This is a genomic window from Roseicyclus salinarum (assembly GCF_029624655.1).
Classification (GTDB): domain Bacteria; phylum Pseudomonadota; class Alphaproteobacteria; order Rhodobacterales; family Rhodobacteraceae; genus Roseibacterium; species Roseibacterium salinarum.
This window is the reverse complement of record NZ_JARRSA010000002.1, coordinates 115,886-130,255: the sequence shown is the minus strand read 5'-3', so window position 1 is coordinate 130,255 and position 14,370 is coordinate 115,886. Positions and strand designations below refer to the sequence as shown.

Below are 14,370 nucleotides of genomic sequence, written 5' to 3'. Positions count from 1 at the left end.
CCCGACACCTTAGCCTTGCGTTCATGCCGGCTGCACACGCCTGGCGCCAGACATGGACGAAGTCACGACACCGGGCAAGCCGACCGCGCCCAACGGAGGAGCACAGCAGATGTTTTCCGCATTCCGCCGAGTTCGCAACCCGCTCCGGATGGCCGCGATGTGCCTTGCCGCGCTGGTCCTGGCCGGCTGCCAGGTCGGTGCGCCGATGCTGAACTCGGGGCCCCGGGTCAGCGGGCAGACCGTCGACGTCGCGATGCTTCTGCCGCTCAGTTCGCAGCAGGGCGGCGACGCGATCATCGCCCGCTCGCTGGCCAACGCCGCGCGCCTGGCCGCCGACGAGGAGGCCGGAACGACCTTCAACATCGAGCTCTACGACACCGGGGGCACCCCGGCGCAGGCCGCCGCCGTCGCCCGGCAGGCGGTGCAGGAGGGCGCTGACGTGATCCTCGGGCCGCTGCGTTCTGACGCCGCCGCGGCCGTGGGCGTCGCCGTCGCGAATTCCGGCGTCGCGGTCCTGAGCTTCTCGAACAACACCGAGGTGGCGGGCGGCAACGTCTTCGTGCTGGGCCACACCTTCGCCAACACCGCGGATCGCGTCGTCTCCTACGCCGCGCGGCAGGGACAGGGGACCATCGTTCTGGTGCACGCCTCGAACCTCGCGGGCGAGGTGGCGCGGGACGCCACGCGCCGCGCCGCGGCCCGTTCGGGCGCCACCATCGCGGCGGCGATCCCCTACGAATTCTCGCAGACCGGCGTCATCAACGTCGTGCCGCAGGTCGTCGAGGCCGTGCGCTCGACCGGCGCAAACGCGGTGCTGCTGACCTCCGACAGCGCGGGGGCGCTGCCCTTCTTCGCGCAGCTTCTCCCGGAGAACGGCCTCGACACCGAGACGGTGCGCGTCATGGGCCTGACGCGCTGGGACACGCCGCCGCAGACGCTGGAGTTCGCCGGGCTTCAGGGCGGCTGGTTCGCGGTGCCCGACCAGGGCGCGTTGACGACCTTCGAGGCGCGCTACTCCGCGGCCTACGGGTCGCCGCCGCACAGCCTCGCGGCACTGGCCTACGACGGTATGCGCGCCATCGCGCTGACGGCGGCCGCCTCGGGCCGGATCGGCGCCGCCGAGCTTGCGGCAGCGGGCGAGGTCCAGGGCGCCAACGGCGTCTTCCGCCTGCTGCCGGACGGCACCAACCAGAGGGCGCTGGCGATCGCCCAAGTGATCGACAATCAGGTGGCAATCATTGACCCCGCCCCAAGACGCCTCGGCGCTCCCGGTCTCTGACCGGAACCCGCGCCTTACCGACGCCAGCGCACCCGGAACGCTCATCGTCGCGGCGGAGGAGATCTTCGACGCGGCGACGGTGCGGGCCCGGATCTCCGACGCGCTGGCGCAGGCCAACGACGCCGCCGCCATGCGCGCGGCCGCCGTCACCGTGCTGGCGGCGGCGAACGCGCGCGGCCGCGCGGCGATCGAGGCCGGGTTCGACGCGGCGCCCCTCGCCGCGCGCCGGACGACCCGGGCCTACGCCTACCTGACGGACTGCCTCGTGCGGGAGGTCCTGCACGTCGCGCAGACCGCGCTCCACCCCAACCCGATGCCGTCCGACACCGAACGCATGGCGGTGATGGCCGTCGGCGGCTACGGGCGCGGCGAGATGGCGCCCTATTCGGACGTCGACCTGCTGTTCGTGATGCCGTGGAAGATGACCGCGGCGATCGAGAAGGTCATCGAGTCCTCGCTCTACATGCTGTGGGACCTGCGGATGAAGGTCGGCCACGCCTCGCGCACCGTGAAGGAGTGCCTGCGCCTGGGCAAACAGGACGTGACCATCCGCACGAGCCTGCTGGAGATGCGGTATCTCACGGGCGACCGAGCGGTGGCCGGCGAGTTGCAGACCGCGCTGCGCGAGCAGCTTTTCGAGGGCACGGTGGGCGAGTTCATCGAGGCCAAGCTCGAGGAGCGCAGCGCCCGGCACAAGAAGCAGGGCGGCCAGCGCTACATGCTGGAACCCAACGTGAAGGAGGGCAAGGGCGGGCTTCGCGACCTCCAGACGCTCTACTGGATCGCGAAATACGAGCACGGCGTTGCGCGCGTGGCCGAGCTTGTGGAGCGGGGCAATTTCCGGCCCGAGGAATTCGCGGCCTTCGACGCGGCCGAGCGCTTCCTCTGGGCCGTGCGCTGCCACCTGCACCTGATCGCCGGCCGCGCCCAGGACCAGTTGACCTTCGACAACCAGGTCCAGGTCGCCGAGCGCATGGGCTACCACGCCCATTCCGGCCGCCGTGCGGTCGAGCACTTCATGCAGGACTATTTCCGGCACGCCACCCAGGTGGGCGAGCTGACCCGCATCTTCCTGACCGAGCTCGAGGCCCGCCACGTCAAGCAGGAACCGGCTATCCTTGGCTTCCTGCGCGGCCGCAGGCAACGGCGCAAGAAGGTCCGCGACGGCTACGCGATCAAGCAGAACCGGCTGACCGTGGAAGCGCCCGACGCCTTCTTTGCCGACAAGGTGAACATCCTGCGACTCTTCGAGGAGGCGCTGAGGACCGGCTACCTGATCCACCCCGACGCGATGCGCGAGGTGCAGGCGCGCATCGACACGATCAACGACGCGGTGCGCCGCGACCCCGAGGCGGTGCGCATCTTCCTCGACCTGCTGCTGAAGCACGGGAACCCCGAGCGCGCGCTGAGGCGGATGAACGAGCTGGGCGTGCTGGCAGCCTTCCTGCCCGAGTTCTCGCCGGTCGTGGCGATGATGCAGTTCAACATGTATCACAGCTACACGGTGGACGAGCACACGATCCAGGTGATCTCGACGCTGGCGCAGATCGAGCGCGAGGAACTCCTCGAGGAGCTTCCGGTCGCCTCGGGCATCCTCAAGCGCGGCGTCAACCGAAAGGTGCTTTACGTCGCCTGCCTGCTGCACGACATCGGCAAGGGCCGCAAGGAGGACCACTCCATCGTCGGCGCGCGGATCGCGCGCAACGTCTGCCCGCGGTTGGGCCTCAAGCCCGCCGAGTGCGAGACGGTGGAATGGCTGGTGCGCTATCATCTGCTGATGTCGGACATGGCCCAGAAGCGCGACATCTCCGACCCGCGCACCGTTCGCGACTTCGCCAAGGCGGTGAAGACGCGCGAGCGGCTGGAGCTGTTGACGGTGCTGACGGTCTGCGACATCCGCGGCGTCGGCCCGAACGTCTGGAACAACTGGAAGGCGACGCTTCTGCGGGGCCTCTACCGAGCGACGGAGACGGCGCTGGAGACCGGGCTCGAGGACCTCAACCGCGAGAAGCTCGAGGGCGAATCGAAGCGCGCGCTGCGCGAGGCGCTGGCGGAGTGGCCGAAGGCCGAGCTCAAGACCGAGATCGACCGGCACTACGGCCCCTACTGGCAGGGCCTCGACCTGCCGACGCAGATCACCTTCGCGGGGATGCTGCGCGGCATCGGCGCCGACGAGATCCGCATCGACACCCGCCAGGACGAGGACCGCGACGCGACCCGCGTGTGCTTCGCGCTGTCCGACCATCCCGGCATCTTCTCGCGGCTCGCCGGCGCGCTCAGCCTGGTGGGCGCGAACGTGGTGGACGCGCGCACCTATACCTCTAAGGACGGCTTCGCGACGGCCGTCTTCTGGGTGCAGGATGCCGAGGGCAATCCCTACGAGGCCGCGCGCCTGCCGCGGCTGAAGGGGATGATCGACAAGACCCTGAAGGGCGAGGTCGTGGCGTCCCGCGCGCTCGAGGGGCGCGACAAGATCAAGAAGCGCGAGCGTCCCTTCGACGTGCCCACGACGATCACCTTCGACAACGAGGGGTCCGAGATCTACACGATCATCGAGGTCGACACGCGCGACCGGCCGGGCCTTCTCTATGACCTGACCAAGACGCTGGCCGGCAGCAACATCTACATCTCGCACGCGGTCATCGCGACCTACGGCGCGCAGGTGGTCGACGTCTTCTACGTCAAGGACCTCTTCGGGCTGAAGCTCTATACCCGCGCGCGGCAGGAGACCCTGGAGCGCAAGCTGCGCGACGCCATCGCCCGCGTCGCCGAACGGGCCGGGGCCTAGCCATGGCCGCGGCCCGCCCGATCCGCCTGGTGACGGGCTTCGTGACCGTGGGCTTCTGGACGCTGCTCAGCCGCGTCCTGGGCTTCGTGAGAGACATCATGATCGCCGCCTACATCGGGACCGGACCGGTGGCTGAGGCGTTCCTCGTCGCCTTCTCGCTGCCAAACATGTTCCGCCGCTTCTTCGCCGAGGGGGCGTTCAACACGGCCTTCGTGCCGATGTTCTCCAAGAAGCTGGAGGCGGGCGAGGACGCCGAGGGGTTCGCGCGCGACGCGCTGTCGGGGCTGGCGAGCCTTTTGGTCGTGCTGACGGTGGCGGCAATCGTCTTCATGCCCGCGCTGGTCCTGGCGATGGCGGCGGGCTTCGCGGGCGACGTGCGCTTCGAGCTTGCCGTGGACTTCGGCCGCATCGCCTTCGCCTACATCCTGTTCATCTCGGTGGCGGCCCTCCTGTCGGGCGTCCTGAACGCCTCGGGCCGCTTCGCCGCGGCGGCGGCCGCGCCGCTCCTGCTCAACGTCGTGCTGGTCGCCGCGCTCGTGGCGGCGGAACGCGGCGCGTTCCCGGGCATCGCAATCGACATCAGCTCGGTGGACAGCGCCGAGGGGCTTCTGGTGCGCCACGGCACGCTCCTGACCTGGGGGGTGCTGGTGGCGGGCGCGGCGCAGATGGCGCTGGTCTGGGTCGCGGCGGCGCGGGCGGGATTCCGGCTGGTGCCGCGCCTGCCGCGCCTCACGCCCGACATGCGGCGTCTGGCCATGATCGCAGGGCCCGCCATGCTTGCGGGCGGCGTCGTGCAGATCAACCTTCTGGTGGGGCGGCAGGTGGGCAGCTTCTTCGAGGGCGCGATCGCGTGGCTATCGTTCGCCGACCGGCTCTACCAGCTGCCGCTCGGCGTCGTCGGGATCGCGGTGGGCGTCGTCCTGCTGCCGGACCTCGCGCGGCGGCTCAGGGCCGGCGACGGGGCGGGCGGGCGCGAGGCGCTCAGCCGCGCGGGCGAGATCTCCATGGCGCTGACGATCCCCTCGGCGGTCGCGCTGGTCGTGATCCCCGTGCCCATCGTCTCGGTCCTTTTCGAGCGTGGCGAATTCGGGGCCGACGACACCGCGGCGACCGCGCTTGCGCTGGCCGTCTACGGCGCGGGCCTGCCGGCCTTCGTGCTGCAGAAGGTTCTGCAACCGCTCTACTTCGCGCGCGAGGATACGCGGACTCCGTTCCGCTACGCGCTTGTCGCGATGGTCGTGAACGCGGTCGCGGCGATCGGCTTCGCATGGACGCTGGGCTTCGTCGGCGCGGCGATCGGCACGACGCTCGCGGCATGGGCGATGGTCTGGCTGCTGCACCGGGGACGGCGCGGCATGGGAGAGGTCGCGACCTTCGACGACCGCTTCCGCAGGCGCATCTGGCGCATCCTCGCGGCCTCCGCGCTGATGGGCGCCGGTCTTTGGCTGGGCGTGGTCCTGCTCGGTCCGCTTCTGGGCGTCCCGACATGGCGCTATCTCGCGCTCGGCGTGCTGATCGCGGGGGGGATGGCCCTCTATGCGGGCCTTGGCCAGCTGCTGGGCGCGTTCCGGCTGGGCGAGTTCCGGCGCGCGTTGCGGCGCGGCTAGCGCTGCCTGAGCCTGTCGAGCGCGCGGCGCCAGCCGCCGGGACTGACCACGAAGGACAGGAGGAACCCGGCCACGAAGCCCGAAAGGTCCGCCGTCACGCTGCCGAAATCGCCCTGGATGACGCCGAACAGAAGCTGGATCGCCAGCAGCGCCCCGATCAGGCCGAAGGCGCGCATCCGGCTGTCCCCGCGCCGCGAGGCGTCCACCCACATCAGGAAGGTGAAGGCCCCGATCAGGCCATAGACGCCGGGATAGCCGCCGATCAGGGGATAGGGGCTGTCCAGAAGCAGCGTGTAGCCCAGTGCGCCCACGATGGCCGAGATCCAGAAGACCGTGACGAAGGCGAGGGGCGAGAAGACCTCGGCCACCATCTTGCCGATCGCAAGGACGAACACGACGACGAAGGCCGCATGGACGAAGCCGCCGTGGATCAGCGGATAGGTCAGGAACCGCAGAAGCTGATCCGGCGGATAGCGCCCGTTGGCCAGCATCCAGTCCACCACCTCGTCGAGAACGGCGTAGTCCTGGATCGCGGCAAGCCGCCACCCGATGCCGCCCTGTCCTCCGAGGACGCCCGCGGTCGCAAGCTGGAACAGCACCTCGAGCCCGGCGATGACCGCGGCGAGCGCCACGACCACGGGGGGCAGCGCGTTGAAGGGCGAGACGTTGTGGTTCTCCATCGGCGGAGGGCCTTCGGTTGACGCCATTTGCGCCCGTGGGTAAGCGATGCCGCGGCGCTTGGCCAGAGGGACGGACCCGGCGCGACAACGGGGAAAAGGCACGACATGGCCGAGGCGACCTTCACACCGCGCGTATTCTCGGGGATCCAGCCCTCGGGCGGGCTGACGCTTGGCAACTATCTCGGCGCGATGAAGCGCTTCGTGCAGATGCAGGACGCCGGCACGCACCAGACGATCTACTGCATGGTGGACCTCCACGCGATCACCGCGACGCTGCTGCCCGCCGACACGCTCAGGCAGAACACGCGCGAGCTGTGCGCAGGCTTCCTCGCCATCGGGATCGACCCCGAGAAGTCCATCCTCATCAACCAGTCGCAGGTTCCCGAACACGCCCAGCTCGCCTGGATCTTCAACTGCGTGGCGCGGATGGGCTGGATGGGGCGCATGACCCAGTGGAAGGACAAGGCCGGCAAGAACGCCGAGGCGGCCTCGCTCGGGCTGTTCGCCTACCCTGCACTCATGGCCGCCGACATCCTCGTCTACCACGCGACGCACGTTCCCGTGGGCGAGGACCAGAAGCAGCACCTCGAGCTGACGCGCGACATCGCCGCGAAGTTCAACCACGACTACGCCACCGATTTCTTCCCGATCACCGAACCCGTGATCGAGGGCGTCGCCACGCGGGTGATGAACCTGCAGGACGGCACCAGGAAGATGTCCAAGTCCGACCCCTCGGACAAGACGCGCATCAACCTGACCGACGACGCCGACGCCATCGCCCGGAAGATCCGCAAGGCCAAGACGGACCCCGACCCCCTGCCGGAAGCGGTGGACGGGCTGGAGGCGAGGCCCGAGGCGCGCAACCTCGTGAACATCTACGCCGCGCTGGCCGAGACGACGCAGCAGGCGGTGCTGGACGAGCACTCGGGCGCCCTGTTCGGGCATTTCAAGGTCGCCCTCGCCGATCTTGCCGTGGAAAAGCTCGCCCCGGTCTCGACCGAGATGAAGCGCCTGATGAACGATCCCGCCGAGATCGACGCCATCCTCGGACGCGGCGCCGAGCGGGCGCGCGAGATCACGGTTCCGATCCTCGAGCGGACCTACGACATCGTGGGAATGCTGCGGAGCTGAGCGCTGGCGCACAGGCTGCGTGAGCGGGTGAGACTGTTCACGAGGCTGCCGACGTGGGCATGCTGCGCGCAGAAGGAGAGCGCACATGCCCTACACCACGCATCCCCGGACCGCCATCGGCCATGTCCACCTGAAGGTCGCCGACCTCGACCGCTCCATAGCGTTCTACCGCGACGTCATGGGCTTCGAACTGACGCAGCGTTACGGCGCCCAGGCCGCGTTCATGTCGGCCGGCGGCTATCACCATCACATCGGCCTCAACACGTGGCAGAGCCGGGGCGGACCCGCGCCGGCGCCGGGCACGACCGGGCTGTTCCACGTCGCGTTCCTTTATCCAGACAGGCCGGCGCTGGCGCGCGCGCTGCAACAGGTGATCGACGCCGGCGTCCCCATCGACGGCGCGGCGGATCACGGCGTGTCCGAGGCGGTGTATTTCCGCGACCCCGACGGCAACGGCATCGAGATCTACCGCGACCGGGCCGAGGCGGACTGGCCGCGCGACGCGGCCGGACAGCTCCATATGTCGAACGATCCGATCGACCTCGACGCCCTGCTCTCCGAGGCCTGAACGCCCCCGGCCCGGCAACCGCGCATGTTAGCGCTGCCAATTTCATTGGACTTTCACACTTGCACGGCATATATCTTCCGAACTCAGAAAATTCATAACCAAGGGGGATATGCCATGCGCAAGACGCAGATGGCGGAGCTACGCCGCTCCGGTCGCATCGTGGTCCGTGCCGAGAGCACTGGTGGATCGCCTCGAACGACGGCGCCCGTGCGCCGCGCGGAAACACCGGTCAAGCGGCCCACGCCCGCCGTTCGCACCCCGCGCGGTGCGACGATGGACTACCAGATGGGCTTCACCTCGGGCCCTTCCAATTGACCTGAGCCCAGCCTAACCTCCGCCCCGCTCGGGAGACGGAGGTCAGGCATGGCGACGGGAACCAACATCAGGACATACTTCGACGGCGCGTGGCACGAGGGCGACGTTCCCGTCATGCGGGCCGCCGATCACGGCTCCTGGCTGGGAACGACCGTGTTCGATGGCGCCCGCCACGTCGATGGCATGGCGCCCGATCTCATGGCGCATTGCGAAAGGGTCGTCGCCTCGGCGCGCGCGCTGATGCTGCACCCGGCGCAGTCCCCGCAGGACATCTTCGACATCGTGTGGGAGGGGCTTGGCCTTTATCCGCGCGACGCGGCCGTCTACATCCGGCCGATGTTCTGGGGCGTCGACTGCGGCCCCTTGGGCATCCTGCCCGGCGAGGGGCCGGCGGGCTTCTGCGTCTGCCTCGAGGAGGTGCCGATGGCCCCGCCCGAGGCAGCCGTCCGGCTGACCACGACGCAGTTCCGCCGCCCGGTTCTGGCCGACAACGTTTGCAATGCCAAGGCGGGCTGCCTCTATCCCAACAACGCTCGGATGCTGGCCGAAGCGCGATCCAAGGGATTCGACAACGCGCTGGTGGCTGACGCGCTCGGCAACGTGGCCGAGACGGCTTCGGCCAACATCTTCATGGTCCGCGACGGCGTCGTGTTCACGCCGATCCCGAACGGCACGTTCCTGGCCGGGATCACCCGCAACCGACATATCGCGAACCTGCGCGCCGACGGGGTGGAGGTGGTCGAGAAGGTGCTGAGCTTCGACGATTTCCGCCACGCCGACGAGGCCTTCATGACCGGCAACCTTAACAAGGTGACACCGGTGGCGGAATTCGACGGCACCGTCTACCAGCCCGGCCCGATGGCCCGGCGCGCGCGCGAGCTTTACTGGGACTGGGCCGGAAGCGACCGGACGGCGCGCGGCACCGCCTGAGCGCCCCGCACCGTCGTGCAGGACTGAACCGACCTTCAAGATTGCACCGGCCGCCCGCGTGGCGCAGACTTCCACCCCGGAAGGGAGCCCTTGATGCGCAAATTCCTCGTGGTCCTAGACGATACCCGCGAATGCCTCAACGCGATGCGCTTCGCCGCCATGCGCGCGGCAAGCACGGGCGGAGGGGTCGAGATCATCGCCATCATTCCCCCCGACGAGTTCAACCACTGGATCGGCGTGGGCGAGGTCATGCGCGCCGAGGCGCGAGAACGCATCGAGGCGCATTTCAACGTCTTCGCCAAATGGATGCGCGACCGGCAGCACGTCGACCCCACGCTCGTCATCCGCGAGGGCGAGCCGCTGGACGAGCTTCTGGAGCATGTGCGGGCGACGCCCGAGATCGGGGTGCTCGTGCTCGGCGCGGGTTCGGGCAAGGGCGGGCCCGGGCCGCTGGTCACGGCGCTGACGAAGCAGGCGGGATCGCTGCCGGTGCCGATCACGATCGTTCCCGGAGAGCTCTCGAAGGAGCAGCTGGAGCAGATCACCTGATCGGGGGTGTAATTTAGAACGGTTCCAAATCTTGACTTCGGCGGGTCCGGCCCGCATATCTCGGACAACCCCCGGAGGATCCGACCGATGTTCATCCAGACCGAATCCACGCCGAACCCGGCGACGCTGAAATTCCTGCCCGGCCAGTCCGTCCTCGAGATGGGAACGGCGGATTTCCCCACGTCCGAGGCGGCGCAGAAATCTCCGCTCGCGCGGCGCATCTTCGACGTCGACAACGTGACCGGCGTCTTCTTCGGCACCGACTTCGTGACCGTCACCAAGGCCGAGAGCGCGGAGTGGGACCATCTCAAGCCCGCCATCCTCGGCGCGATCATGGAGCACTTCCAGTCCGGCGCCCCGGTGATGGAGGGTGACGCCGACACCTCGGGCGGCCACGCCGCGCACGAGGGCGAAGACGCGGAGATCGTGGGCCAGATCAAGACCCTGCTCGACACCCGCGTGCGCCCCGCCGTCGCGCAAGATGGCGGCGACATCACCTTCCACGGCTTCGATCGCGGCGTCGTCTACCTGCACATGCAGGGCGCCTGCGCCGGCTGCCCCTCGTCCACGCTGACCCTGAAAATGGGGATCGAGAACCTCCTGCGGCACTACATACCCGAGGTGGTGGAGGTGCGCCCTGTCAACGTCTGATCCCCTGATCCTGGGGTTCGACACGTCGGCCGCGCATTGCGCGGCCGCTGTCGTTTCGGGCGGCCGCGTGCTGGCCCATCTGCACGAGGACATGACGAGGGGCCAGGCCGAGCGTCTGTTTCCCCTGATCGCCGAGGTCATGAAGGAGGCCGGCGCGGCGCTCGCGGACCTCGACGCCCTGGCCGTGGGCACGGGGCCGGGCAACTTCACCGGCCTCAGGATCGCCGTCTCCGCCGCACGGGGGCTCGCGCTTTCGCTGGAGCGCCCGGCGATCGGCATTCCCAGCCACGAGGCCCTCGCCGAGGGCCTGCCCCGCCCGCTCCTCGTGTCGATCGACGCGCGCCGCGAGCGGCTTTACCTGCAGCTCTTCGGGCGCGAGGCCCGCGGCCCAGAGATCGCCGCACTCGACGACGTGGGCAACGGATGGGACGCGCCCGGCCTGCACGTCACGGGACATGCGGCCGCCGACATCGCCGCGCGCACAGGGGCCGTCGCGATCGAGGCGCCCGCGCCCGCGCCGTCGGTCGCGCTCGCGGCCCTCAGGCGCCTCGCGGCGGCGCCCGCGGCCACGGACTGGCCGCGGCCCGCGCCGCTCTACCTGCGACCCGCGGACGCGGCGCCCTCCTCCGAGGCGGCGCCGATCCTTCTGCCATGACGCCGCGGCGCATGGCCGCGATCCACGAGGCCGCCTTCGCGGGCGGCGAGACGTGGGACGAGACCTCGATCCGCGCCCTGCTCGACCGGCCCCGGACCCTGAGCGTGACGCACCCGCCCGACGCCTTCGCGCTGGTGCAGGCGCTACCGCCCGAGGCGGAGCTTCTGACGATCGCCGTCGACCCACGGGCGCAGGGGCGCGGGGTCGGACGCGATCTTCTGCGCGCGGTGTTCGCGGCCGCCGCGGCGGCGGGCTGCGAGACGCTTCACCTCGAGGTCGCGGCCGACAACGCCGCGGCCCGCGCGCTCTATGCCGCGGCGGGCCTTGCCGAGACCGGGCGCAGGCCGCGCTACTACCGCCGCCCGGACGGCACCCGCGCCGATGCCGTCGCCATGGCCGTTTCGCTGCCTGCCCAGCATTCGGGCACGGATCGCGGAAGCTGACCCGAGGGCAATGCGCCGCCCCCCTGCGCGACCTAGAATCCGGTTGACCGCCCCCACGACCTTGGCCCTTAATCGCCGCCGGGGATCGCATCAGATCTTTTTTGAGCGAGGGCACGCGGCCTGCCAATCGGCCCGGCCCCACCAACCGGGAGAAACACATGAACCTCACCAAGAAACTCGGCAGCGCCGCCATCGCGCTGGCGCTTACCGCCACGGGCGCGATGGCCGATCCGGCCATCATCTTCGACCTCGGCGGCAAATTCGACCGCTCGTTCAACGAAGCGGCCTTCACGGGCGCCGAGCGTTGGGCGGAAGAGACCGGCGGCAGCTACCGCGAGATCGAGCTTCAGTCCGACGCCCAGCGCGAGCAGGCCATGCGCCGCCTCGCCGAGGCGGGCTCGAACCCGATCGTCATGGCCGGCTTCAGCCAGGCCACCGCACTTTCCGAGGTGGCTCCCGACTATCCGGACACGACCTTCGTGATCATCGACGGCGTGGTCGACGCGCCGAACGTCCGCTCGGTCATCTTCTCCGAGCACGAGGGGTCCTACCTCGTCGGGATGCTGGCCGCGATGGCCTCCGAGACCGGCACCGTCGGCTTCGTGGGCGGCATGGACATCCCGCTGATCTCGCGCTTCGCCTGCGGCTATGCCCAGGGCGTCGTCGCCGTGAACCCCGATGCGACCGTGATCGCCAACATGACCGGGACGACTCCGGCCGCATGGAACGACCCGGTGCGCGGCGGCGAGCTGACCCGTGGCCAGATCAGCCAGGGCGCCGACGTGGTCTACGCGGCCGCCGGCGGCACGGGCCTCGGCGTCCTGCAGGTCGCGGCGGACGAGGGCATCTATTCGATCGGCGTGGACAGCAACCAGAACTACCTGCACCCGGGTTCGGTCCTGACCTCGATGCTCAAGCGCGTCGACGTCGCCGTCTACGACGCCTTCACGCAGGGCAGCGACGTGGAGACCGGCATCCACGTCTTCGGCCTCGCCGAGGAAGGTGTGGGCTACTCGGTCGACGAGTTCAACGCCGAGCTGATCAGCGAAGAGATGATGGCCGCCGTGGACGCAGCGCGCGAGCAGATCATCGCGGGCGAGATCATGGTGCACAACTACACCGAGGATGGCTCCTGCCCCGTGCAGATGCAGTGAGCCTCTGATACCAAGACCAGGCCACGGGCCGCGGTGCGAGAGCTGCCGCGGCCCGTTCCGTCTCAGACCCATCCGGGGGTTTCCGACATGACAGACGCGCCAGCCATCGAACTGAGGGGCATCTCCAAGGCCTTTGGCCCCGTGCAGGCCAACAAGGACATCTCCATGTCCGTGAAGCGCGGCACGATCCACGGCATCGTGGGCGAGAACGGCGCCGGCAAGTCGACGCTGATGTCGATCCTCTACGGCTTCTACAAGGCCGACCGGGGCGAGATCGTGATCAACGGCAAGCCCACCCCGATCCCCGACAGCCAGGCCGCGATCCGCGCCGGCATCGGCATGGTCCACCAGCACTTCAAGCTGGTCGAGAACTTCACGGTGGTCGAGAACGTGATCCTCGGCGCCGAGGACGGCGCGATGCTGAACCCCTCGATCGCCAAAGCGCGCAAGACCCTCACGGAGCTTTCGGAGGAATACGGCCTCAAGGTCGATCCCGACGCCGTGATCGAGGATCTGTCCGTCGGCCACCAGCAGCGCGTCGAGATCCTCAAGCAGCTCTACCGGCACGCCGACATCCTGATCCTCGACGAGCCCACGGGCGTCCTGACGCCCGCCGAGGCCGACCAGCTGTTCCGCATCCTCGAGCGGCTTCGCGACGAGGGCAAGACGATCATCCTGATCACCCACAAGCTGCGCGAGATCATGGAGATCACCGACACGGTCAGCGTGATGCGCCGCGGCGAGATGACGAACACCGTCAGGACGGCCGACACCTCGCCGGCCGAACTGGCCGAGATGATGGTGGGCCGGAAGGTCCTTCTGCAGGTGGACAAGGCCCCCGCGCGACCCGGACCCGTGGTCCTGGACGTCGAGAACCTGCGCGTCATGCGCCACGGCGTGGAGCGACTGAAGGGCGTGTCCCTGCAGGTCCGGGCCGGCGAGATCCTCGGCATCGCGGGCGTTGCCGGCAATGGCCAGACCGAGCTGCTGGAAGTGCTGGGCGGCATGATCCCGGCGCAGGGCGGCACGGTGACCCTGCACGGAGAGCCGATAGACATCTCCGGCAAGCACTCCAACGGTCAGACCAGGCGCGCGCGCGGCATCGGCCACGTTCCCGAGGACCGGCAGGACGAGGGCCTGATCATGCCCTTCGAGGCGTGGGAGAACGTGGCCTTCGGCTACCACAAGGACGCGAAATACAATCACGGCCTCCTGATGGACAACGGCGCGATCAAGGACGACTGCGCGGACAAGATGGCGCGCTACGACGTGCGCCCGCCCAACCCGCGCCTGCCCGCCCGGAACTTCTCGGGCGGGAACCAGCAGAAGATCGTCGTCGCCCGCGAGATGGACCGGGCCCCCGACCTCCTTCTGGTGGGCCAGCCGACGCGCGGCGTGGACATCGGCGCGATCGAGTTCATCCACAAGGAGATCCTGCGCCTGCGCGACGAGGGCAAGGCGATCCTGCTGGTCAGCGTGGAGCTTGACGAGATCATGGGGCTGAGCGACCGCATCGCGGTCATGTTCGACGGGCACATCATGGGCGAGCGGCTTCCCGGGGAAACCGACGAGAACGAGCTTGGCCTCCTGATGGCCGGCGTGACCGAGGGGGCGGCGTAG

The 14,370-nt window shown here is 69.2% G+C and carries 14 protein-coding genes; 13 read left to right on the top strand and 1 reads right to left on the bottom strand.

The genetic code is table 11. From position 1 onward, the window contains the following. Positions 1–109 precede the first annotated feature (109 nt). From P6F26_RS02080 to murJ, 3 genes are read left to right on the top strand one after another with little or no spacing between them, the layout of a single operon-like run. Entirely contained in the window at positions 110–1,279 is a 1,170-nt protein-coding gene (locus P6F26_RS02080) for a penicillin-binding protein activator (protein WP_278026979.1), read from the top strand. Further along, complete coding sequence (locus P6F26_RS02075) at positions 1,239–4,067, top strand: [protein-PII] uridylyltransferase (RefSeq protein WP_278026978.1); 2,829 nt, start codon at positions 1,239–1,241, stop codon at positions 4,065–4,067. Before P6F26_RS02080 ends, P6F26_RS02075 begins: the two co-directional genes overlap by 41 nt. A gap of 2 nt (positions 4,068–4,069) precedes the next feature. Next, on the top strand, positions 4,070–5,674 hold the full coding sequence (gene murJ / locus P6F26_RS02070) for a murein biosynthesis integral membrane protein MurJ (protein ID WP_278026977.1): 1,605 nt from the start codon (positions 4,070–4,072) through the stop codon (positions 5,672–5,674). On the opposite strand, the gene P6F26_RS02065 is transcribed toward murJ, so the two are convergent. Then, complete coding sequence (locus tag P6F26_RS02065; protein WP_278026976.1) at positions 5,671–6,354, bottom strand: rhomboid family intramembrane serine protease; 684 nt, start codon at positions 6,352–6,354, stop codon at positions 5,671–5,673. The two genes, murJ and P6F26_RS02065, sit on opposite strands and share 4 nt — an antisense overlap. Positions 6,355–6,459: 105 nt before the next feature. Here P6F26_RS02065 and trpS point away from each other — a divergent pair, with 105 nt between their 5' ends. The 10 genes from trpS (at position 6,460) to P6F26_RS02015 (ending at position 14,370) form a co-directional block, all read left to right on the top strand. Further along, positions 6,460–7,485, top strand: coding sequence for a tryptophan--tRNA ligase (gene trpS, locus P6F26_RS02060; protein WP_278026975.1), 1,026 nt, complete (start codon positions 6,460–6,462; stop codon positions 7,483–7,485). 85 nt (positions 7,486–7,570) lie between these two features. Further along, complete coding sequence (locus P6F26_RS02055; RefSeq protein ID WP_278026974.1) at positions 7,571–8,053, top strand: VOC family protein; 483 nt, start codon at positions 7,571–7,573, stop codon at positions 8,051–8,053. Positions 8,054–8,167: 114 nt separating this feature from the next. Next, positions 8,168–8,368: a hypothetical protein gene (locus P6F26_RS02050; RefSeq protein ID WP_278026973.1), complete on the top strand. Its 201-nt coding sequence runs from the start codon at positions 8,168–8,170 to the stop codon at positions 8,366–8,368. A gap of 48 nt (positions 8,369–8,416) precedes the next feature. Continuing rightward, positions 8,417–9,298, top strand: coding sequence for a branched-chain amino acid aminotransferase (locus P6F26_RS02045; RefSeq protein WP_278026972.1), 882 nt, complete (start codon positions 8,417–8,419; stop codon positions 9,296–9,298). Positions 9,299–9,391: 93 nt separating this feature from the next. Continuing rightward, positions 9,392–9,847: a universal stress protein gene (locus P6F26_RS02040; RefSeq protein WP_278026971.1), complete on the top strand. Its 456-nt coding sequence runs from the start codon at positions 9,392–9,394 to the stop codon at positions 9,845–9,847. Between the two features lie 87 nt (positions 9,848–9,934). After that, positions 9,935–10,498 (top strand): NifU family protein, encoded by a 564-nt coding sequence (locus P6F26_RS02035; RefSeq protein WP_278026970.1) that lies wholly within the window; start codon positions 9,935–9,937, stop codon positions 10,496–10,498. Next, the gene (gene tsaB, locus P6F26_RS02030; protein WP_278027044.1) at positions 10,485–11,153 is read left to right on the top strand and encodes a tRNA (adenosine(37)-N6)-threonylcarbamoyltransferase complex dimerization subunit type 1 TsaB; all 669 of its coding nucleotides are present in this window, start codon (positions 10,485–10,487) and stop codon (positions 11,151–11,153) included. Before P6F26_RS02035 ends, tsaB begins: the two co-directional genes overlap by 14 nt. After that, positions 11,150–11,596: a GNAT family N-acetyltransferase gene (locus tag P6F26_RS02025; RefSeq protein ID WP_278026969.1), complete on the top strand. Its 447-nt coding sequence runs from the start codon at positions 11,150–11,152 to the stop codon at positions 11,594–11,596. The genes tsaB and P6F26_RS02025 overlap by 4 nt, the downstream gene beginning before the upstream one ends. Positions 11,597–11,754: 158 nt before the next feature. Further along, a complete protein-coding gene (locus P6F26_RS02020; protein ID WP_278026968.1) occupies positions 11,755–12,750 on the top strand; it encodes a BMP family lipoprotein in 996 nt (331 codons plus the stop codon). An 87-nt stretch (positions 12,751–12,837) separates the two neighbouring features. Beyond that, on the top strand, positions 12,838–14,370 hold the full coding sequence (locus P6F26_RS02015; RefSeq protein WP_278026967.1) for an ABC transporter ATP-binding protein: 1,533 nt from the start codon (positions 12,838–12,840) through the stop codon (positions 14,368–14,370).

Excerpts from the sequence above, each read along its gene's own strand:
- P6F26_RS02080 (WP_278026979.1), top strand. The coding sequence starts at position 110 with ATGTTTTCCGCATTCCGCCGAGTTCGCAACCCGCTCCGGATGGCCGCG.
- murJ (WP_278026977.1), top strand. The coding sequence starts at position 4,070 with ATGGCCGCGGCCCGCCCGATCCGCCTGGTGACGGGCTTCGTGACCGTG.
- P6F26_RS02065 (WP_278026976.1), bottom strand. The coding sequence starts at position 6,354 with ATGGAGAACCACAACGTCTCGCCCTTCAACGCGCTGCCCCCCGTGGTC.
- trpS (WP_278026975.1), top strand. The coding sequence starts at position 6,460 with ATGGCCGAGGCGACCTTCACACCGCGCGTATTCTCGGGGATCCAGCCC.
- P6F26_RS02055 (WP_278026974.1), top strand. The coding sequence starts at position 7,571 with ATGCCCTACACCACGCATCCCCGGACCGCCATCGGCCATGTCCACCTG.
- P6F26_RS02050 (WP_278026973.1), top strand. The coding sequence starts at position 8,168 with ATGCGCAAGACGCAGATGGCGGAGCTACGCCGCTCCGGTCGCATCGTG.
- P6F26_RS02045 (WP_278026972.1), top strand. The coding sequence starts at position 8,417 with ATGGCGACGGGAACCAACATCAGGACATACTTCGACGGCGCGTGGCAC.
- P6F26_RS02040 (WP_278026971.1), top strand. The coding sequence starts at position 9,392 with ATGCGCAAATTCCTCGTGGTCCTAGACGATACCCGCGAATGCCTCAAC.
- P6F26_RS02035 (WP_278026970.1), top strand. The coding sequence starts at position 9,935 with ATGTTCATCCAGACCGAATCCACGCCGAACCCGGCGACGCTGAAATTC.
- P6F26_RS02025 (WP_278026969.1), top strand. The coding sequence starts at position 11,150 with ATGACGCCGCGGCGCATGGCCGCGATCCACGAGGCCGCCTTCGCGGGC.
- P6F26_RS02020 (WP_278026968.1), top strand. The coding sequence starts at position 11,755 with ATGAACCTCACCAAGAAACTCGGCAGCGCCGCCATCGCGCTGGCGCTT.
- P6F26_RS02015 (WP_278026967.1), top strand. The coding sequence starts at position 12,838 with ATGACAGACGCGCCAGCCATCGAACTGAGGGGCATCTCCAAGGCCTTT.